The 21,711-nt window shown below is 41.0% G+C and carries 18 protein-coding genes and 1 pseudogene; 12 read left to right on the top strand and 7 right to left on the bottom strand.

Translation table 11 applies throughout. The features are described from left to right. Nucleotides 1–35 precede the first annotated feature (35 nt). A complete protein-coding gene (gene gdhA, locus HYG89_RS08655) occupies nucleotides 36–1,379 on the top strand; it encodes an NADP-specific glutamate dehydrogenase (protein ID WP_004970711.1) in 1,344 nt (447 codons plus the stop codon). 71 nt (nucleotides 1,380–1,450) lie between these two features. Here the strand turns inward: gdhA and HYG89_RS08650 are convergent, their stop codons facing one another. From HYG89_RS08650 to rlmH, 3 genes are all read right to left on the bottom strand, one after another. Beyond that, nucleotides 1,451–2,233, bottom strand: coding sequence for an META and DUF4377 domain-containing protein (locus HYG89_RS08650; RefSeq protein ID WP_004970709.1), 783 nt, complete (start codon nucleotides 2,231–2,233; stop codon nucleotides 1,451–1,453). A gap of 139 nt (nucleotides 2,234–2,372) precedes the next feature. After that, nucleotides 2,373–3,149, bottom strand: a complete 777-nt coding sequence (locus HYG89_RS08645; RefSeq protein ID WP_178867129.1) for a class III extradiol ring-cleavage dioxygenase — start codon at nucleotides 3,147–3,149, stop codon at nucleotides 2,373–2,375. A 150-nt stretch (nucleotides 3,150–3,299) separates the two neighbouring features. Beyond that, on the bottom strand, nucleotides 3,300–3,782 hold the full coding sequence (gene rlmH / locus HYG89_RS08640) for a 23S rRNA (pseudouridine(1915)-N(3))-methyltransferase RlmH (protein WP_026438445.1): 483 nt from the start codon (nucleotides 3,780–3,782) through the stop codon (nucleotides 3,300–3,302). A gap of 157 nt (nucleotides 3,783–3,939) precedes the next feature. On the opposite strand from rlmH, the gene HYG89_RS08635 reads away from it, so the two are divergent. After that, on the top strand, nucleotides 3,940–4,905 hold the full coding sequence (locus HYG89_RS08635; protein ID WP_372595706.1) for a M28 family peptidase: 966 nt from the start codon (nucleotides 3,940–3,942) through the stop codon (nucleotides 4,903–4,905). 354 nt (nucleotides 4,906–5,259) lie between these two features. Here HYG89_RS08635 and lon read toward each other — a convergent pair whose 3' ends face one another. After that, on the bottom strand, nucleotides 5,260–7,686 hold the full coding sequence (gene lon / locus HYG89_RS08630; RefSeq protein WP_131260796.1) for an endopeptidase La: 2,427 nt from the start codon (nucleotides 7,684–7,686) through the stop codon (nucleotides 5,260–5,262). Between the two features lie 147 nt (nucleotides 7,687–7,833). Further along, nucleotides 7,834–8,430 carry a 5-formyltetrahydrofolate cyclo-ligase gene (locus HYG89_RS08625; RefSeq protein WP_026438444.1) on the bottom strand — a complete coding sequence of 199 codons (597 nt, stop codon included), beginning with the start codon at nucleotides 8,428–8,430 and terminating at the stop codon, nucleotides 7,834–7,836. Nucleotides 8,431–8,781: 351 nt separating this feature from the next. On the opposite strand from HYG89_RS08625, the gene HYG89_RS08620 reads away from it, so the two are divergent. From HYG89_RS08620 to HYG89_RS08590, 7 genes are all read left to right on the top strand, one after another. After that, entirely contained in the window at nucleotides 8,782–10,032 is a 1,251-nt protein-coding gene (locus HYG89_RS08620) for a YncE family protein (protein ID WP_178867127.1), read from the top strand. Between the two features lie 97 nt (nucleotides 10,033–10,129). After that, on the top strand, nucleotides 10,130–10,627 hold the full coding sequence (locus tag HYG89_RS08615; RefSeq protein ID WP_004970693.1) for a hypothetical protein: 498 nt from the start codon (nucleotides 10,130–10,132) through the stop codon (nucleotides 10,625–10,627). 518 nt (nucleotides 10,628–11,145) lie between these two features. Continuing rightward, entirely contained in the window at nucleotides 11,146–12,816 is a 1,671-nt protein-coding gene (gene lldP / locus HYG89_RS08610; RefSeq protein ID WP_178867125.1) for an L-lactate permease, read from the top strand. Between the two features lie 24 nt (nucleotides 12,817–12,840). Beyond that, nucleotides 12,841–13,590: a transcriptional regulator LldR gene (lldR, locus tag HYG89_RS08605; RefSeq protein WP_045795925.1), complete on the top strand. Its 750-nt coding sequence runs from the start codon at nucleotides 12,841–12,843 to the stop codon at nucleotides 13,588–13,590. Continuing rightward, nucleotides 13,587–14,741 (top strand): FMN-dependent L-lactate dehydrogenase LldD, encoded by a 1,155-nt coding sequence (gene lldD, locus HYG89_RS08600; protein WP_178319514.1) that lies wholly within the window; start codon nucleotides 13,587–13,589, stop codon nucleotides 14,739–14,741. Before lldR ends, lldD begins: the two co-directional genes overlap by 4 nt. A gap of 90 nt (nucleotides 14,742–14,831) precedes the next feature. Beyond that, nucleotides 14,832–16,547 carry a D-lactate dehydrogenase gene (gene dld, locus HYG89_RS08595; RefSeq protein WP_178867123.1) on the top strand — a complete coding sequence of 572 codons (1,716 nt, stop codon included), beginning with the start codon at nucleotides 14,832–14,834 and terminating at the stop codon, nucleotides 16,545–16,547. 48 nt (nucleotides 16,548–16,595) lie between these two features. Next, complete coding sequence (locus tag HYG89_RS08590) at nucleotides 16,596–17,495, top strand: LysR family transcriptional regulator (protein WP_004970549.1); 900 nt, start codon at nucleotides 16,596–16,598, stop codon at nucleotides 17,493–17,495. Nucleotides 17,496–17,599: 104 nt separating this feature from the next. Here the strand turns inward: HYG89_RS08590 and HYG89_RS08585 are convergent, their stop codons facing one another. Further along, entirely contained in the window at nucleotides 17,600–18,151 is a 552-nt protein-coding gene (locus HYG89_RS08585; RefSeq protein WP_019837853.1) for a ricin-type beta-trefoil lectin domain protein, read from the bottom strand. 381 nt (nucleotides 18,152–18,532) lie between these two features. Here HYG89_RS08585 and HYG89_RS08580 point away from each other — a divergent pair, with 381 nt between their 5' ends. The 3 genes and pseudogenes from HYG89_RS08580 to HYG89_RS08570 form a co-directional block, all read left to right on the top strand. Next, nucleotides 18,533–20,107: a sensor domain-containing diguanylate cyclase gene (locus tag HYG89_RS08580; protein ID WP_178867121.1), complete on the top strand. Its 1,575-nt coding sequence runs from the start codon at nucleotides 18,533–18,535 to the stop codon at nucleotides 20,105–20,107. Nucleotides 20,108–20,149: 42 nt separating this feature from the next. Then, the gene (locus HYG89_RS08575; protein ID WP_004970544.1) at nucleotides 20,150–21,280 is read left to right on the top strand and encodes a TIGR00341 family protein; all 1,131 of its coding nucleotides are present in this window, start codon (nucleotides 20,150–20,152) and stop codon (nucleotides 21,278–21,280) included. Nucleotides 21,281–21,460: 180 nt separating this feature from the next. Then, nucleotides 21,461–21,583 (top strand): annotated as a pseudogene (locus tag HYG89_RS08570) (diacylglycerol kinase); the annotation flags it as partial. A gap of 32 nt (nucleotides 21,584–21,615) precedes the next feature. On the opposite strand, the gene HYG89_RS08565 reads toward HYG89_RS08570, so the two are convergent. Further along, the coding region (locus HYG89_RS08565) for a transposase domain-containing protein (RefSeq protein WP_004785112.1) at nucleotides 21,616–21,711 on the bottom strand (96 nt) is incomplete at its 5' end.

Raw genomic sequence — 21,711 nt, 5'->3', positions numbered from 1 at the left:
CCAATTTTGATCCATTTTCTGCTGAGGATTAAGCGTTGAAATACAACAGCCTTAACGAATTCCTAGATTACGTTAAAACACGTGATGCACATCAACCAGAGTTTCTACAAGCTGTAGAAGAAGTAATGACCAGCCTTTGGCCGTTCATTGAAAAGAACCCTCAATATGCAGCACATGGTTTGCTTGAGCGTTTGGTTGAGCCTGAGCGTGCAATTCAGTTCCGCGTTTCTTGGGTAGATGACCAAGGTCAAACCCACGTAAACCGTGCATTCCGTGTACAGTACAACTCAGCAATTGGTCCATTTAAAGGTGGTATGCGTTTCCACCCATCAGTGAACCTTTCAATTTTAAAATTCTTAGGTTTTGAACAAACCTTTAAAAATGCTTTGACCACATTGCCAATGGGCGGTGGTAAAGGTGGTTCAGACTTTGACCCTAAAGGTAAGTCTGAAGGCGAAATTATGCGTTTCTGCCAAGCCTTAATGATCGAGTTATATCGTCATTTAGGTTCTAACACGGATATTCCTGCGGGTGATATTGGTGTAGGCGGTCGTGAAGTGGGTTACATGGCGGGTATGATGAAGAAGCTCAGCAATGACACTTCATGTGTATTCACAGGTAAAGGCTTGTCTTTCGGTGGTTCTTTGGCGCGTCCAGAAGCTACAGGTTACGGTACTGTGTATTTCGCTGAGGAAATGCTCAAGACTCGTGGCGATTGCTTTAAAGATAAAGTCGTTGCGATTTCTGGTTCAGGCAACGTTGCACAATTTGCTGCAGACAAAGCAATGTACTTGGGTGCGAAAGTAGTTTCACTTTCTGACTCGAATGGTACTGTGTACGTGAAAGAAGGTTTCACGCCAGAATTACTTGCTGAAGTGATGGAACTTAAAAACGTAAAACGTGGTCGTATTTCTGAATTTGCGTCTAAGCACGGTTTTGAATACCTTGAAGGTCAACGTCCTTGGGGTATTAAATGTGATATCGCGCTTCCATGTGCGACTCAAAACGAACTTGATGCGAATGATGCAGCAGCGCTTCTTGCAAACGGCGTAATCTGTGTTGCTGAAGGTGCGAACATGCCTTCTACACTTGAAGCAGTTGAGAAATTCGTTGAAGCGAAAATTCTTTATGCGCCAGGTAAAGCATCTAACGCTGGTGGTGTAGCAACTTCTGGTCTGGAAATGTCTCAAAACGCATTGCGTTTAGGCTGGACTTTCGAAGAAGTTGATGAGCGCTTACACGCAATCATGAAAGAAATTCACCGCAACTGCGTAAAATTCGGTACGAAAGAAGACGGTACCGTGAACTATGTAGACGGCGCAAACATCGCTGGCTTCGTAAAAGTTGCTGATGCAATGCTTTCTCAAGGCGTATTCTAAGTCTGACTGAGTTTAAGCTTGAAAAAAAACCGAGGTGAATGCCTCGGTTTTTTTATATTGCGATTTTATCGTTATAGAGTGCCTTTGACTGCTTCACGCTCTACGGTCATGTCGAATACATAGGCATATTTAGACTGGTCAGCTGCCGGATTTTTAATTTCATAACGTTTTACCCGAATAATCTGACGCTCATTCGATGAATGCTGAAAACCTTCGATCTGATCGTAAAATAAAGTCCAGTCTTTATCGACCTGAGTCTTTAAGCCTTTTTCATCATATTTGATTTCTTTCACCTGTAAGCAGGTTTGCTGAGCTACACCCGTACAGGCTTTAGTCTGTGACGAAACTTCCAGGAAAATGGTTTCTGCCTGACCTTGGTATTTGGTTTCCGGTGTCATTTTTCCGGTAAAGACATATTTTTGACCATCAGCTGCAGTAATACTCAGTTTTGGCTGATTGGCATCATTTAGATCCAGACTAAACGGAATATTACGCTTTTGCAGAAGCTGGCTGATAAAACGTTCCTGTTCCATTAATGGTGCATCACATGCCATCATGGTGCCCATCATGTCACCCGTACTCAGGGTATTATCTTTAACAGTCCAGCTCGTGCCAAGGCCATTACAGCCAGAAGCTACACTTAGTCTGCCTCGTTGATCAAAGCTCAGAACAATCGGGCGTTGCAGCCCACGATCAAGTTCCCAGGTATAAGCGGGCAAAATTTGTGTAGGCGTTTTTAATGTGGTGGATAGAGTAGAAATAGCCGGATCTCCTGAAGTGGCAGGAAGATGTGAAGATTGACATGCAGTTAAAGCCAAAGGGAGCAGGGCAAGCGCAAAAATACTGAATTTCATTGGTTTATATTCTATGTGCTAAAGTTTCAACGTGATTATAATCAAGAGATTAACAAAAAATATGGATACAAATCGTAGCTTTTGCTAACAAAATGTATCCAAATTAAAAAGTCAGATTTTAAATAAGCGGAGCTATCGGTTAGTCAAAACGATAAATATCCATACCGAGTGAACCCATGCTAAAGCTGCTATGTACAATGTTAAATCGATCTCCCGTACCCATTGCAAAAAACAGCGGTGCAAAGTGTTCTAGGGTTGGGTGATTACGTGCTACATGTGGCAATTGTTGCCAATCTAGTACTGCATCATAATTGCGATGACTTAAATGCTGCACCACACGATTACGGAAACTAAATGCCCATTTAGGCACAGCCGCATTGGGTGTATTCCATGATAATTCACGTAAGTTATGGGTGATACTGCCTGAGCCAATCAGTAAAATTTGCTGTTCACGTAATGGCGCTAAACTTTGCCCAATGTGATAAATCTGTTCGGCGCTCATATTCATGGGCAAAGAAATGGTAATCACTGGAATATTGGCATCGGGATACATGTGTAGTAATGGCATCCATACGCCATGATCATGCGGGCGTGTGCTGTTGGCATGGGCAGCAAAGCCCGCATCAGCCAAACGCTGCAAAATATCTTCTGCCAGTTCAGGTAAGCCAGGTGCAGGGTAGCGCAGGGCGTACAAGGCTTCAGGAAAACCACGGAAGTCATGCCATGTTTCAGGGCGAATACCTGTGTTGACCTCCAGTGCATTACTTTCCCAATGCGCCGACATCACCACAATGGCTTGCGGTGTTGGCAAATTTTCACTTAAACGGCTGAGTGCAGGCCCGACCTGTTCAGGATTGAGTGCCAACATGGGCGAACCATGTGAGATAAATAAACCGGGTAATGTCTGTAAGTTCATGCCTAGATCCCTAAAGCCTGCTGTTCTACAGCATCGCAAAAAAGTGTGTATAGCGAAATGTACTTTTGTTCAACGCTATGTTGCAGCTTTGCAACGTCGTTTGAGTTGAAGATATTTTGATAACTCAACGTACAAATTGAATAAGTTGATTTAACCTGCACGATGATAAGGATGGTTGTGGTTGATGCTCATAGCACGGTATAGCTGCTCAATCAGCATCACGCGAACTAAAGGGTGTGGCAAAGTTAGTTTGGATAATGACCAATGCCATGCTGCTGCTTTACGTACTGCTTCAGAGTGACCATCTGGTCCACCAATCGCAAGCACGACATCATTGCCTTCTAGCATCCAGCCTTTCATGGTTTCTGCAAGTTTTTCGGTGCTGAACTCTTTGCCGCCCACTTCCAAGGCAATTAACAGCTCATTGTTTTTCATGGCATTTAAAATGCTATCACCTTCAATTTGGCGATATTTTAGAATATCGGCCTCAGAATCATTTTTGCCACGTTTCGCCATTGGCAGTTCGACAATTTGAGTCTGCACAAAAGGCTGAATCCGTTTGAAATAATCTTCAAAACCAGTCAGCACCCAAGCAGGCATTTTTTGTCCAATGGTCAGAATGCGAATTTTCATAGGCGAGTTCATGTAGCGATCAATCAGAATCTCGCATTATAACCATGATTCAACACAAGCGCTGTGTAACGACACAATTTGCAATTGAATTTGCCAACAGGCTGTTGCTTTAATACTCAGCAATCTTATTGGTCTTTTTTGTCTTGGAATTATCAGCATGCGCGCGTTTCAAAGTCAGCAGTTATATTCATGGATATTGGGCGCGGGTATGGGATTGATGACCACTGCTACATTTGCTGTGCCTGAGGCTCAATGGGCAGAACCAAACAATTTGCAAGTCTATATGCAGCAAGTGATTGGGCAGCAGGGTTTGGGTAATTCCGAACAGTATCGTCATTATAAAAATGTGATTGAACTGAATCGGGTTTCGGCATGGATTCGGGAACAAATGCGAGTATTTGGAATTCCGTGTCAATTTCAAAATTATGTGGTCAATCAGCAAAGCTACCGCAATGTGGTGTGCAAATTGAATATCGGTGCTGCGCAAAAAACGATTTTTGGTGCGCATTACGATGTTTATGGGCAGCAGCAGGGGGCAAATGACAACGCTTCTGGCGTTGCAGGTGTAATCGAAACAGCACGAATTTTGGCGCAGGAAAAGAATAAACTTAGTCAAAATGTTGAATTTGTTTTTTATACCTTGGCAGAGCCACCATTTTTTAAAACCGAGTCGATGGGCAGTTTTATACATGCCAAATCTGTGCAGGCTGAAAAGGAAAAAATCCGTGCGGTGTATGTGCTGGATATGATTGGTTATTACGATAAAAATTTGGTGCAAAATTACCCAATCGGTTTAAAGTGGATTTACCCAAGTCATGGCAATTTTATTGCGGCATTGAGCAATATGCAGTCACGTGAAATGAGTGCAAGCTATTGCAATACAATGCAGCGTTTGAACCAGTTGCAATGTGAGCGCGTGGTGGCACCGACTTTCATCAAGGGTATAGATTTTTCAGATCATTTAAATTATTGGAAATATGATATTCCAGCTATTTTAATTACCGATACGGGCAGTTATCGCAGCTCACTTCGCCACACCACAGGTGATACTTTAAAAACAGTAAATTTTGAAAAAATGGCACATGTCGTGAATGGCTTGGTTGCACAGATTTTATCACCTTGATGATTGATCGCAGCGCATAAAAAACGCAGCCCTGAATTGAAATAGGACTGCGGTTAAAAGGTCATCCACCTGGAGATATGGATGACCAGACCATGAAGCACGCTTCAATCAAAAGCGTCTGATCAATTTATCGGTCTAAATAGACCAAACAAGAAACATACAGCGCGATGTATCTTAAATTTATATATGTGGATGGTTTGCCTATTTTTCAAGGAAATTGAATTAAAAACAGACTATTCATTTTAAAAATAATTAAAAAATTATTCAATTATTTTAAATCCAGAATCTAAATACAACAAAAGAGCACCGAAGTGCTCTTTTGAGATGTTCTATGCTTAAAGCAGAGTAACTTGCTTAATGACGTGCGGCTTTGCCTGCTGCTACTGGCTTCACAATCGGTGCCTTGGTTAAAGGCTTAGGCATACTGGTCAGTGCCAAAGGCAAGATTTCATCAATGCTTTTCACAGCCTTGATTTCCAAACCTTCTTTGACATTGTCTGGAATTTCAGACAAGTCACGCACGTTTTCCTGTGGGATAAATACCAGTTTGATACCACCACGATGTGCCGCAAGAAGTTTCTCTTTCAAGCCACCAATGCGCATTGCACGACCACGTAAGCTGGTTTCGCCTGTCATGGCAATATCAGGACGAATTGGAATATCTGTAAATGCAGATACCAATGCCGTAGTCAATGCCAAACCTGCAGATGGACCATCTTTAGGTGTTGCACCTTCTGGCAAGTGTACGTGTACATCGGTTTCGGCAAATACATTGGCTTCAATGCCTAAACTGTCGGCACGGGTACGCACAACGGTCATCGCGGCTTTGATTGACTCTTGCATCACATCACCCAATGAACCTGTGGTGATGAAATTACCTTTGCCTTTCATGGTTGCCACTTCAATGGTGAGTAATTCACCACCCACTGAAGTCCAAGCCAAGCCATTTACACGACCCACTTCGGCTTCTTCTTCTGCCATACCATAGTCAAATTTGTGTGGACCAAGGTAGTCAGGCAAGTTTTGTGAAGTCACATCTACCTGTAGGTTTTTGGCTTTTTTGCTGACTGCTTCTTTCACCACCTTACGGGCAATTTTTGACACTTCACGTTCCAGACTACGCACACCTGCTTCACGTGTATAGCGCTGCACAATGTCACGAATCGCTTCTTCATGAACCGTCAATTCTTTAGCACGCAAGCCATTATTTTTGATGGCTTTAGGGACAAGATAGCGTTCTGCAATATTCACTTTTTCATCTTCGGTATAACCCGGTAGACGAATTACTTCCATACGATCTAACAGAGCTTCTGGAATATTCATGCTGTTGGCAGTACAAATGAACATCACTTCAGACAAGTCTAAGTCTAGATCTAAATAGTGATCATTAAACTTGTTGTTTTGTGATGGATCAAGTACTTCTAACAAAGCAGATGCAGGGTCGCCACGGTAATCCTGTGCCATTTTGTCAATTTCATCGAGCAAGAACAGTGGGTTCTTCACACCAACTTTAGTCAATGACTGCACAATTTTACCCGGCATCGCACCAATATAGGTACGGCGGTGACCGCGAATTTCCGCTTCATCACGTACGCCGCCTAGCGCCATGCGCACGAACTCACGTCCAGTGGCTTTTGCAACCGATTCACCCAGTGAGGTTTTACCTACACCCGGAGGACCGACTAAGCACAGAATTGGACCTTTGAGTTTTTTCACGCGCGACTGCACAGCAAGGTATTCCACAATACGGTCTTTGACTTCATCTAAACCGTAATGGTCGGCATCTAAAATTTCTTGTGCTTTCGCCAAGTTAATGCTGACTTTGCTGGCTTTGTTCCATGGCGTATCTAAAATTACTTCCAGATAGTTACGTACCACAGCCGCTTCGCTAGATGCAGGTTGCATGGCTTTTAGCTTACGGAACTCAGCTTCTGCTTTTTTGCGGACATGTTCTGGCAAGTCTGCTTCGGCCAGACGTTTTTCAATTTCAGCGACATCATCTTCCGCACCGCCGTTCATATCGGACAGTTCGCGTTGAATAACTTTCATCTTCTCATTCAAGAAGTATTCACGCTGATTTTTTTCCATCTGGCGTTTAACAGAGTCATGCAAGGTTTGCTCAATCTGCTGTTCTTCAGACTGTTGCAATAAATAAGTCATTAACTCGGTCAAGTGAGCTTCAAACTCATCGTGCTCAAGGAATTTTTGTTTGACATCAATATTCAATGGCACACGGGTTGCAACAAAGAACAACAACTGCAATAAATCTTCAATTTTATTGGCAGCAGCAATCAGTTCACGTGCATTGCGTAATTTTGCTTCTGCATATTGCGCAAATAAGGCACGTAATTCTTGCAAACGTGTTGCTTGGGTATTTTCATCCATCGCAACAGTCATTGGGCTCAAGCTGTGTTCTGCAGTCAAATACGCGTCTTCATCAATAATTTTTTCGAGTTTGGCGCGGTATAAGCCTTCAATCAGAACTTTGATACAGTTTTCATCATTTTCGTGATTCACAACTTGCACAATCTTCGCGACAGTACCGTATTGATATAAATTGTCGTGATCAATTTCTTCTGTAAGCGAATCTTTTTGCGCAACTACAAATACTAGATTGTCACTGTTACGAGCCACATCAACTGCATTGATCGATTTTTCACGACCTACAAATAGCGCGATTTGCATGTGTGGATAAACCACCACATCACGTAGCGCTAAAAGCGGTAATACACTTGGAACCTGAGGCTCTAAGGTTTCTTGATTCATAATAATTTCAGACATGGGCACTCCTAATGAGTGACAACGGTGTTGCCATGTTTTTAATAGTGATGGGTATTTTTTAAAATACAAGGGTAGGTCAACACAAATTGTTTAAAAAGTAGCTAAATATGTGATTTTAAATTGATCTATTCAGTCAAAATGATCAATTTAGCGTTTCAAGGTGCGTTTAAACTGTAAAAAATGTTGTGGAGTTAGTAAGGCATCTACAGGTTGATCCCAATTTTCACGTGGCAAGCGTGTATGAATTAGCTGAAAATCATGTGCAATCCCTAAGCGATAAGGATGCTGCGGGGCAGAGGCTAAAGTGCGGTCATAATAACCACCGCCCATTCCAATGCGGGTGCCATGCGTATCGCAAGCCAATAAGGGCATCAAGACTAAATCTAAATGGGAGATGTGTTTTCCGCGACTTGTTCTTGGTTCTTGCATCCCCAAACGATGATGGGCAAAGCGACGCTGACGATATTGTTGTGGGGTGATTTGTACCCACACCAAGTGTTGATTCATATTGCAAATCATGGGCAAATACACTTGTTTGCTATGCGCGAAGCAATATTCAATGATGCGGTGTGTATGAATTTCACCAAAAGCATGTAAATACATACCCACTTTTTTTGCGTACTGAAATTTTGGCAGTCGTATTAGCCGCTGCAAAACAGCTTGCTGTGCGTGTTGCTGTTGGGTGCGCGTGACCGCTCTGCGCTGTTGTCGAAGCTGTTTACGCAAGGTTTTAAGTTCCAACAACTGCATCTCGGCACATCCTTATATTCTTGAGTTTAAATGCTTGAATGGGTATGGGATTACTGTCATTTCATCGACAAAAACAAGCTTTTATCATACTTGGCATTTTAACAGGATGTGATGCTGTATTTCTGTTTATCTGAAAATTGACCTGCTATCGGATAGTCTAGCTCGAACCCTAGACGCAAAATTACAAAAACTCTTATGCTATTGCCCAATCAATGCCACGCCAACAATCTTCAAGATCGCTTCAAGATGGATTAGGCAGGCTTCAGTTAAAAACAACAAATATGTAAAAACACAAGCCAAAACAAAAACAACACTTTCATTTTGCTGTTCAGGGAGAACAAGAACATGAATTATTCCAACAAGGTGTTTAAACATCTACTTCAAGGCGTGCTGGCTTTAGGAAGTTGTGTCAGCGCACAAAGTTATGCAGATTCGACCTATTTACCGCAGCCACCGAATACCCAACAAGTCTTTTTTGTCGGCAATAACTGGGATGGCACAGTGACGGTGATTCACCCTTCACAAGACTTTGGCAAAGTGGGTGTGGTCAATATGATTCCTGACCGCAAAGAGCGTTTATTAGAAATTCATTTAAATCCAGTGAAATTGATTGCCTACACTTACATTCAACAAACTGCAGGTGAGGGCAATGACCAGTTGGTGGATGATATGTATTCCACGCCAGATGGACAGTCGATTGTGGCTTCACGTCCAAGTTTTGCCGATGTGGTATCCATCAACATTAAAACGGGCAAAATTAATTGGCGTACGCCAGTCGAAGGTTTCCGCGCAGACCACATGGCGGTTTCACCAGATGGACAACGTGTTGCTGTGTCGGCATCGTCAGGTAGTGTGGTGCATGTTTTAGATATTCATACAGGTAAAGAATTGGGGCGTTTTGCAACAGGGGATAAGCCGCACGAAAATATTTACTTTGCAGGTGGAACGAAAATCTTAAACTCTGCGATTGGTAACGTAGAAACTTCGATGGATGCACAGTGGCAAGATTTTACCAAAGGTAAGCGCTTTATTACCATTGCCGATGCCAACAATTATAAAGTTCTGAAAAAAATTGATTTCCGACCTGCGTTAGATGCCTTTGGACGTAAAGATTTATCCAACTCAGTGCGTCCTATGGTGCTAAGTAAAGATGAAAGCAAACTTTATGCGCAGGTTTCATTTTTTAATGGTTTGGTGGAATACGACTTAAAAACCGATAAAGTCACGCGTATTGGACAATTACCGGGCAGCAGTACAATTCCAAAAGACCGCAGCAAATGGGTAAATGATTCACGTCATCATGGTTTATCCATCAGCGCAGATGGCGAAAAACTCTGTGTGGCAGGCACGATGGATGATTACGCGACCATTGTAGACCGTCAGAGTTTAAAAGCAGGCAAACTGATTCCTGCAGGTAAACCATATTGGGCAACCCGTAGCCCAGATGGAAAAAGCTGTGTGATTTCAGAAAGTGAAACCGATGTGGTAACGGTGATTGACTTTGCTACGGGAGAAAAAGTCCGCAGTGTGCCAGTGGGGAATCACCCACAGCGAGTGCGTTTGGGTTATGCACCAAGCGATTGGTCGACGCCGTAATTTTTAGGCCGATCATAACAGGCAAAGCATGCTAAGGCGCTCAAGACGATATTTGAATTGAGCGCATTTTAGGATGGTTTGCTTATGGAGCATGCACATGAATGGGACTCGATGGCTCGGTATTGGCTTTTTTGTTTTGGCGGTCGCGGTGTTGTTTACCGTGGTGTATGTATTTCAACCACCGAATAAGACTGTTTCGGAAACAGTGTGGGTGAAACCGAACACGGCTTCCACAGAGATAGAAACAACGCAAAGTCTATATTCAGATGAATCTGAAAATGTACTGGAAACAAACGCTATGCTAGAGCGTGCTGCGGTATCTGCAGTTGAAATGCAGCAATTAATCCAGCAACGTGATCAGTTGTATTTAGGCTTTAAGCAAATTAGTACAGGTTTAAGCCAAGGGCAAAAGCCTGATTTAAACCGTGTACAAAGTATGTTGCTACAGCAGGAACAATTGGTACAAGCAGGCGTATTAAGAGCAGAAGATGCAATGAACTATAGCCAGTTTTTAAAGCAAATTTTACCTGAAATTGCAGGGCAAATTGATTTGCATATTTCGCGTTTAAAGCGCCTGAACGTGGTGACAGGTTAAGCCACAGTAAGGTGTGAGTTGCTGTTATAAATACACGATGACGCCATTGTTGCAGTCAATAATGGCGTTATTTTTTTGTCTAAAAAATTCTTTTAATCCACATGTTTTTAAGCCGAATAGCGGCCACTTGAGCTGAATTTATCCATGATTCCTTTGATCAAGCGTTCAATTCATCTTAGAAGAAAGCACACGTATTTTACTGTATTAGACGAAAGTTGTATAAGGCTGTGCCGAATAAATTTGGTTTTTCCTTCCTCTTAAAAACTACAGAAAAAACAAAGTTTAAATTTTTCTTCACCGTATTTTTTATGCTGCGAACAAAGATCATCTTTATTTAAATTGGTATGACCATATGAATAAACAATCCAACCAATATTGACATTTATTTGTATAAAACTATTATTTGTTGCAAATGTTAAGAGTATTTTGATTTTTATCTTAATATTGGTCAGACCAAAATTAGAATTTTATCTATATGCTTAGACCTATGTTTACGTTTGAGTGAGCATTTCAAGGAGATGACAATGCTTCAACATTGGCAACAGATCTACAATCCAATGGCAAATATTTGGATTTCGAGTCTTATTGCATTAATCCCGATTATCTTTTTCTTTCTGGCATTGGCTGTATTTCGCTTAAAAGGAAGTGTTGCGGGAACAATTACGGTTATTTTGGCGTTATTAGTGTCGTTATTTGCCTATGGCATGCCTGCACCAATGGCTTTTGCTTCATTGATCTATGGCTTTTTCTACGGTTTATGGCCAATCGCATGGATTATTATTGGCGCATTATTTTTATATAAAATCTCTGTAAAAACAGGGCAGTTTAACATTATTCGCTCATCTATTCTGTCAATTACAGAAGATCAGCGTCTCCAGATGCTACTAGTGGGCTTCGCGTTTGGCACATTTTTAGAAGGTGCAGCGGGCTTTGGGGCGCCAGTGGCAATTACTGCTGCTTTATTGGTGGGTTTGGGTTTTAAACCTTTATACGCTGCGGGTTTATGTTTGATTGTGAACACCGCACCTGTTGCGTTTGGCGCAATGGGGATTCCAATTATTGTGGCGGGTCAGGTTTCGGGTGTAGAAACCATGGAAATTAGCCAGATGGTTGGGCGTCAGTTGCCATTTATGGTGCCTATTGTGCTGTTCTGGATTATGGCAATTATGGATGGCTGGCGCGGTGTGAAAGAAACTTGGCCTGCAGTGTTGGTGGGTGGTGGTGCTTTTGCGATTGCACAATACTTGACCTCTAACTTTGTTGGACCTGAGTTACCTGACATTACAGCCGCAATTGCCTCTTTGATTAGTTTAACGGTCTTATTTAAATTCTGGCAGCCAAAACACATTTTCCGTTTTAGCGATGCAGACACCAAAGTGGATGCCAACTTAGTTGCAGAACAACAGCAAAAATACAGCATCGGGCAGATTGTTAAAGCATGGTCACCTTTTGCAGTGTTAACGGTGATGGTCACTATTTGGAGCATCAAGCCGTTTAAAGATTTATTTGCCAAAGATGGCGCAATGCACGACTGGGTAATTTCCATCAAAGTGCCATTTTTACACCAACTGGTGCAAAAGATGCCGCCTGTGGTCGCTGATGTTAAAGACTATGATGCGATCTTTAAGTTCGATTGGCTTAGCGCAACTGGGACTGCGATTATGATTGCGGCCATCATCACCATCATTTATTTAAAAATGAAACCGCGTGAAGCTGTTAAAACTTTTGCTGAAACCATCAACGAGCTAAAAACACCAATTTATTCTATTGGGATGGTGTTGGCGTTTGCATTTATTGCCAATTATTCAGGTATGTCTGCGACTTTGGCACTGGCTTTGTCACACACAGGCAATGCTTTCACATTCTTCTCGCCATTTTTAGGCTGGATTGGGGTGTTCTTGACAGGTTCAGATACTTCAGCCAACGCCTTGTTTGCTGCCTTGCAAGCCACAACCGCACAGCAAATTGGTGTACCAGAAGTTCTGTTGGTTGCTGCCAATACCAGTGGTGGGGTAACAGGCAAAATGATTTCACCGCAATCTATTGCAATTGCCTGTGCGGCTGTTGGTTTAGTCGGTAAAGAATCGGATTTATTCCGCTTTACCGTGAAACACAGTATCACGTTCACCGTAATGATCGGTATTATTATCACTCTACAAGCTTATGTGTTCCCATGGATGATTCCATAACCACATGCACAAGAGGATAGCCGCATGAAAGTTTCCGACAAAGTTGTTCAAGACCTGCGCACACTGGTTGAAAAAAATCAGATGCAAGTCGGAGACCGATTGCCTGCCGAAAGAAAGTTATGTGAACAACTCGGGGTTTCCCGTTCCTCTTTGCGTGAGGCTATTCAGCAATTGACCAGTCAGGGCATGCTGGTCAGCAAAGTTGGAGCGGGTACTTTTTTGCAACAACTGCCTACCAATTGGTCGCAATATCAAATTGTGCAGCCTTTAAGTAACCTGATTGATGAAGACCCTGCTTATCGTTTTGATGTGCAGGAAGCTCGAATGGTGCTTGAAGGTGGTACGGCATGGTATGCCGCACAGCGAGCAACCGCAGAAGATTTGCAAAACATCCGTGCCTGTTATGAGCAAATTGCTCATTTTCAGATTTTGGGTGATGACGATCAGGCGGCAATTGCCGATGCCAAGTTTCATTTGGCAATTGCCGAGGCATCGCACAATTTGGTGCTCATTCAAATGATGCGCGGCTTATTTGATTTGTTGCAATACAACGTAGTTTTGGGCAGACGTAAAGTTTATACCGAAGCTCACCGTTTCGATCAGTTGCATGATCAGCACTTTCAAGTGATGGATGCAATTGAACGTCAGGATCCAGAAGCTGCCCGTACGGCAGTGTGTGGACATATTGAATTTGTAGTTCAACAAGTACGCATGATAGACGAGGAAGATGCGCGTCGTCAGCGTGCGAGTCGATTAAACAGGATAGCGCCATGATTATTTCTTCTGCGAATGATTACCGCGAAGCAGCCAAACGCCGTTTACCGCCATTTTTATTTCACTATATTGATGGGGGTGCGTACGCGGAACAAACGCTGAAAAGAAATGTAGAAGACCTTTCACAAATTGCCTTGCGCCAACGTGTATTGAATGACATGTCGGCTTTGAGTTTAGAAACCACCTTATTTAATGAAACTCTGTCGATGCCTGTCGCGTTGGCACCTGTGGGTTTAACAGGCATGTATGCGCGCCGTGGTGAAGTACAAGCCGCAGTTGCAGCTGACAAAAAAGGTATTCCGTTTACTTTATCTACCGTGTCGGTGTGTCCAATTGAAGAAGTGGTGCCTGCCATTTCACGCCCAATGTGGTTTCAATTATATGTATTACGTGACCGTGGTTTTATGCGCAATGCCTTGGAACGTGCCAAAGCAGCAGGCTGTTCAACCTTAGTCTTTACGGTAGATATGCCTGTGCCTGGCGCACGTTATCGTGATGCACATTCGGGCATGAGTGGTCCAAATGCTGCTATGCGCCGCTATATGCAGGCAGTGATGCATCCAAACTGGGCATGGGATGTTGGCTTACTAGGTCGTCCGCATGACTTGGGCAATATCTCTAAATACTTAGGCAAACCAACAGGACTTGAAGATTATATTGGCTGGTTAGGCAATAACTTTGACCCATCTATTTCATGGAAAGACTTGGAGTGGATTCGTGAATTCTGGGATGGCCCAATGGTCATTAAAGGCATTTTAGACCCAGAAGATGCTAAAGATGCTGTGCGTTTTGGCGCTGATGGAATTGTGGTGTCTAACCACGGTGGTCGTCAGTTAGATGGTGTACTTTCAACTGCACGTGCTTTACCGCCAATTGCCGATGCAGTGAAAGGGGAACTAAAAATTCTAGTGGATTCAGGTATTCGTAATGGCCTAGACGTGGTGCGCATGTTGGCGATGGGTGCGGATACTTGTATGCTCGGACGTGCCTTTATTTATGCACTAGGCGCTGCAGGTGGGGCGGGTGTGAGTAATTTACTCGAATTGATTGATAAAGAAATGCGAGTCGCAATGACCTTAACGGGTGCTAAAAACATTCAAGCGATTAACTCAGATTGTTTGGTACAACTTGAGCGTGAACTGAAAGGCTAAATTGCCAGCAAGAGCGATCAATCCATCAACCGATGTGTTTGGCTGAATCGCTCAATTGTATTTTTCACCTTGTTTCAGGACTTGTACACTATGCCACAGACAATTTCTTCTGCAGCACAATTTGATGCTGCCGCAACCCTCAAAAACTTGGTTGATATTGTGGGAAAAGCGCATGTATTGACCCATGAATCGGATACTCGTTTATATCGTCAAGGGCGACGTTTTGGCGAGGGACAGGTTTTTGCCGTGGTCACGCCAGGTTCTTTGTTGCAGCAGTGGCAAGTGTTACAAGTGGCTGTGGCGGCAGATTGCATTATTATCATGCAAGCCGCCAATACAGGGCTTACGGGTGGTTCTACACCATTTGGTGATGACTATGACCGTCCTGTAATTTTGATTAATACCCAACGTTTAAAAGGTATTCAGCTCATCAATGATGCCAAGCAAGTGATTTGCTTACCTGGTGCAACGCTAGATGCTTTGGAACAACAACTGGCGCCGCATCAACGTGAGCCACATTCAGTCATTGGTTCATCTTGTATTGGTGCTTCGGTGTTGGGTGGGGTGTGCAATAATTCAGGCGGTGCATTGGTCAGACGCGGCCCTGCCTATACTGAGTTGGCCTTATATGCACAAGTCAATGAACTGGGCGAGTTGCAACTCATCAATCATTTGGGGGTAAATTTAGGAAGCTCGCCAGAAGAAATTTTAACCAAACTTGAGCAACAACAATATCGTCCTGAAGATATTGAATATTCAGAACATTGCTGTGCTTCAGATCAGCGTTATGTACATGATGTTGCGCAAGTCGATGCCGATACTCCTGCACGTTTCAATGCAGACCCGAGTCGTTTGTTTGAAGCTTCGGGTTCTGCAGGTAAAGTCTGTGTGTTTGCGGTGCGTTTGGATACGTTTGAGAAAATTCCGAGTCAGGTGTTTTATATCGGCAGCAATCAGCAAGAGGATTTAACCGCAATCCGCCGTTTTTTATTGCGTGATTTGCCGCGTGTACCGATTGCAGGCGAGTATATTCATCGAGATGCCTATGACATTGGTGCAGAATACGGCAAAGACAGTTTCTTGTTTATTGAGAAATTTGGCACCAGTAAAGTACCTGCCGCTTTTGCCATGAAAGACAAAGTCGATGGTTTTCTGACACGTTGGGGTATGCGTGGCTTGTCAGATAAAGTTTTGCAAATGTTCACGAAACTGTTGCCAAATCATTTACCTGAACGCATGAATCAATTTCGTGATTTGTATGAGCATCATTTAATTTTGCGGATTGAGCAGCAAGATGTTGCGACAGTGCAGCAGTTTTTACTGGATTATTTTATCACGCGAAGTTCAGGCAGTTTTTTCCTGTGTAATGAAGATGAAGGACGCAAGGCATTTTTGCATCGTTTTGCTGTGGCAGGTGCTGCAATCCGTTATCGTGATACACATCGAAATGAAGTGGAAGACATTGTTGCTTTAGATATTGCGTTAAGACGTAATGATCAGCAATGGGTTGAAACCTTGCCCGAAGAGTTGGAGCAGGCGATTATACATAAGTTGTATTATGGTCATTTTTTATGTCATGTCTTTCATCAGGACTATATTATTAAAAAAGGCGTAGACCCGTTGGCGATGGAACATCAAATGTGGTCATTGCTTGATGCACGTGGGGCAGAGTATCCTGCAGAGCATAATGTTGGGCATTTATATGTGGCGAAGCCTGCCTTAAAGCAGCATTATCAAAAATTGGATCCGACCAATTGTTTTAATGTGGGCATTGGGCATAGCTCTAAATTAAAAGCTTGGCGTTAAATAAGGATGAAAACTGAGCAGTGAAACTGATTCTAAGGAAAGATGGATATGTTTAAGTTAGATAGCAAACTGCTACAGATTTTTTACTATGTATATAAATTAAAAAATGTGTCTGCAGCAGCAGATGCATTGGGCATGAGTCAGCCTGCGGTTAGTAACTGTTTAAATAAAATTCGTCAGCATTTTAATGACCCATTATTTTTAAGGGTTGGCAATGAAATGTTGCCTACAGAGTTGGCGAAACAGATTTTTTCACCGATTAGTGAAATTATTAATAAAATTGAAACGGTCAATAATTTTAAAGTCGATTTTGATCCGACACATTCCGATCAATTATTTACCTTGGCAATGACCGATGTTTCGCATTTGGTTTTATTGCCAAAACTGACCAAGTTTTTAAAAAAATATGCACCTTCAGTGCGGATTAAAATTCGTCCTATTACCCGTGAAACCAGTTATCAAATGGCAAATGGTGAAATTGATTTTGCGATTGGTTTTTTACCTGAGTTAGAGCAGGGTTTTTATCAGCAGCAATTATTTTTACAATATTATGTGGTGATTAGTCGTAAAGATCATCCACGTATTTGTGAAAAAAGTTTAGATGTTGAAGCTTATATTCGTGAATCGCATGTCGATGTAGATACCAGTATAGGTCACTACCATATTGAAAATGAATTAAGCAATCGTGGTTTAAGACGTAATATTCTAATGAGTATCCCAAGTTATTTAGGGGTCGGTTTAATTGTGCAAGAAACCGATATGATTGCGACAGTGCCTTATTATTTAAGTGAGGTGTTATTGGCACGCGGGAATTTACAAGTAGTGAGTGCGCCTTTGAATTTTCCAACCTATCCTGTACGACAATATTGGCATACGTCTTGTCATCACCAAACCAGTCATCAGTGGTTAAGAAAAGTGATTTTTGATTTGTTTAGTCAGCATCCTTAATTAATCGTATTTAAAGTAAAATTTTTATAATTTTTTAAATTATCATTCGCTAATTCCCTCATCTTCAAAAGAGCAGGCTAGGCTGAGGGAATTAGTGATTCTTTTTATAAGGCAATAAAACTAAATTTCTGCCCACGATTTTGATTGCAGCTATACATTTTCATTTTTCCATTATAAATATCTAAACATTTGCCTGTATCTGCACTACGAATACGCTGACCATCGAGATACCATTTTTGGTTACTTTGTCCATTACAGGTATAAGCAATTACTTCAGCACCATCATGTTTCTGTTTTCCTGCTACATCTAGACATTTACCTTGCACGGTAATGCTTTGATCAGGATGGAAAATAAAATGCTGATTGGTACCATCATGACAATGTGAAGTCTGAATGGAACGTTGATTACTGCGACTAAAATCTACGCAGCGACCATCATAGGTTTTAATTTTGACTTTTTGTTGCCATGTTTGTGCAGGATAAGGCATAGGTGTTGGCATATAAATGGTTTGTTGTGCAGGACGTTCTACAGGTGTACTTGCTGGAATTTGAGGTTGAATGACGATATTGGGAATCTGCCCCGATGCTGTTCCGTCAACTACAATACATGCTGTTAAAAGTGAGCAACTGCTTATAGTGAAAAGTGTCTTAAACATAAGAGAAAACAATTTATTTATTAGGTGGATAGGATAAATTTAAAGCATGGAATAAATATTTATTTTTTGTAATTTTATGAGTAATTGACCCTAAAAATTTATCGAATAGACAAGGTTTTCAGCAAAAAATAAGAACGAAAAAATTCAAGTTGTCTTTATTTGTTATTAGTCGGTGCATTCTTAGGAAGTGTGTGGTAGAAATTGTATTTAGAGGATATATTTCTGATTTAGTTTGTGGTCAGCAACAAGCGAATTATCCAATTTGTTGAATTGAACATCAAAAATTCAACTATATTGCTTTAAAATTATGTGATTGAGTTGTAAAATTATGTGTTAAAATTGGCAATTGTCACAGTTTTTGATTTTTTGGGGTAAGAACTGTTGAAACATTTTTTACTACGACTTGGATTGGATCTGCGTAAACTTATTTTAATTTCCACAATTTTAAGTGTATCAGGCTTATTTGTCGTAAGTATTTTTATTTTAAATTATGTAATTAAACAACAATTAATTCAAAATTCACTTTCGATCAATGAAAAATATGCAGAAAAAATTGCCACCAGTGCCAATCAACATTTTTCAGATATGCTGCAAGAGTTGGATTATAGTGCACGTTTATTAGAAAAAAATTTTTATAATACACAAGTTAGAAAAGAAGAAGTAAAACGCTTAAAAAATCAATCGAATAATTTTAATAGTGTTTTATTGGTAGAGCAGAATAAACATATTTTAGCTTATGCACCTAATACATTAAAACTTAATTTTAATCAGGCTTATAGTACCATTGGTATTGATGGATCTATTGAAAAAAAGAAAACTTATATTTCATCTCCCTATTGGTCTATAAGTAATAATTTAATCGTCATGATGTCACAACCTATTTATAATAAAACACATCAATATTTAGGCTTAATCAGTGGTACGATTTATTTACAGGAGCAGAACTTGATTAATACCATGCTCAATACTCAGTATGATTATAAAAAAAGTTATATGTATGTGATTGATCAACATAATCGTATTATTTTTCATCCAGATAAAAAGCGAATTGGTGAAAAAATTATCAATAATACAGGTTTGGATTATATTAATAAGAATACAAAGGGATCAATTCGTTTAAAGAATAGTTTAGGTATAGATAATTTGGCGGGTTTTGCACATATTCCAAGTGTAAATTGGATTGTAGTTTCTCAGCAGCCCACAGATGATTTACTTGCACAAGCTAATACGCTGATTTTTAAAGTATCGATTGGAATCTTCATTTTTTACTTTTTCATTTTTTTATTGATTTGGTATATCTCAAGCTTTATTTCTTCACCTTTGAACCGCTTGGCACGTATGGCAAGTATGCTCAATCATGCGGACATTGAAAATAAAATTAAAGAAGTTGATCCGTGGTATTTCGAGGTTTTAAAGTTTAGAACCTCATTATTAATGAGTTCGGAAACCTTTAGTGATCGGATTGCGGAGTTAAAACATCGTGTCAATACGGACCCATTAACAGGTTTATATAACCGTCGTGGTATGCAATTATTTTTAAATGAACTGCTAGAGACTCGTACCGAATTTGCAGTATTAGCCATTGATATAGATTTTTTTAAGCAAATTAATGATCAGTATGGGCATGATCAAGGTGATGTGGTACTTAAAACGCTCGCGCAAATAATGCTAACTAATTTTAGGGAACATGATATTTGTTGCCGTTCTGGGGGCGAAGAGTTTTTAGTGCTGATGACGACTGCCGACCCAAGTGTGGCATATAAAGCTGCGGAGCGTTTAAGAACGACCATGCAACAAACCAATATTAATGGTATGGGTGAAATTACCATCTCAATTGGTATCGCATTTTGGTTTAAAGATGCAGAGGATATTTCTGAAGTGCTTAAACTTGCAGATAATAAATTGTATGAGGCCAAACATGCTGGGCGGAATTGCACAAAGTCTACGGCTACATGAGAATTTGGATAGATTCCTATTCAGCTAACACAGAGGCATGCGATGGAAAAAGATCAAGATCCAACGATTGTGGTTGAAGACAGTCCTGAACAAGAAAAATATGAACTTCTGAAAGAAAAGCTGAAATACAAACAAGCGGAGCGCGAAAACTCTAAAAAGATTGATCATAAACAAGTACGGCTGAATATTCAGGCCGATGCCTTGCCAAGCAAAACCTTTTTTATAATGAATGCTTTGGCAGCTATTATTGCAGGCTATGGTTTATTGTCTAATTCAGCTGCAGTGGTGATTGGTGCAATGCTGGTTGCGATGATGCTTGGTCCTATTTCAGGTATGGCTTTAGCATTTATTGATAATCGATGGTTGTTTTTTAAAACAGCATTTAAAACCTTAGTTTTAGGTGTGTCGATGATTGTCAGTATTGGCATCATTTTAGGTCTTATCAATATTAACTTACCTATCACCCATGAAATTCTGTCTAGAACTCAGCCTACCATTATGGATTTAATGATTGCACTTGCGGGTGGTGCAGCAGGGGCATTTGCAGCCGTTTCACCACGTCTGTCTGTGGCTGTTGTTGGCGTTGCAGTTGCGACTGCTTTGGTACCGCCGCTGGTTGCAAGTGGCATATTAATTGCGCATCTGGAATGGAAACATGCAGCAAATGCTCTGCTGTTGGCACTGACCAATATTGTTGCTATTCAAATTAGTTCTTCACTGGTGTTATGGGCAGCTGGTTTTAGACGCGGTTCAGATGAAGAAGTAAATAGCACAGTAATTGAATTTATTAAAAGAAATATCGTGAGTCTTTTAGTACTTTTTGCGCTGGGTATCTATTTAAGCTTTAACTTTATGATGATGTTAAATAAACAGATGTATGAACATCAGGTAGAAAGCTTGATTGAAAGTCAATTTAATCAACATAATAATTTGATTGATACGGTGCAGTTTGATCGGCGTAAAGAGATGACTTTAATTCGCGTAGTCTTGCGTGGAGATATAGCGCCAAAACCTCAACAGATTTCTGCATTGAATCAAAAATTAGCACAAGACCCACGTGGAAAACCAAGTGTGGTTCAAGTGCGCTTTATTCCTGTGCAAATTATTCAAGCCAAAGAAAGTCCTGATTTTGATATTAAGCAAGTTGAAGCCGAGCAATTGATACAACCTTAGATTCAACAATAAGAAATTGATGGTATTTACAGCTTACTTTAGATGGAGTCTTATTATTCAATAGGGCACTCATAATGTTACATATTACACCGATTTAATTTAATAGTCTCAAAAGGTTATAGTTAAGCCAATTTTAAGCTAAACCACTTAACATCCGATTTATTTCAAATCAGATTCACTATGCTTCCACGCTCTCCTTACAAAGGCACTTCTGGTTTACAACGGATTTTGAATGCCACAGGCTATTCTTTGGCAGGCTTTAAAGCCGCCTTTCAAAATGAAGCGGCATTTCGGCAAATCATTCGTAAGCGTCCGCTGAACCCCATGCCTATTTTTTAATTCGATTTAGGTTTCCAGCAGTGCGGCAGCAATTCTTCAATCTGGGTCACTTTATGTGTCGGCAGCCTTTTCAGCACATCACTTAAATAGGC

It is taken from the genome of Acinetobacter sp. SwsAc5, from assembly GCF_013391485.1.
Lineage (GTDB): Bacteria > Pseudomonadota > Gammaproteobacteria > Pseudomonadales > Moraxellaceae > Acinetobacter > Acinetobacter towneri.
This window is presented reverse-complemented; position numbering and strand designations above follow the sequence as displayed.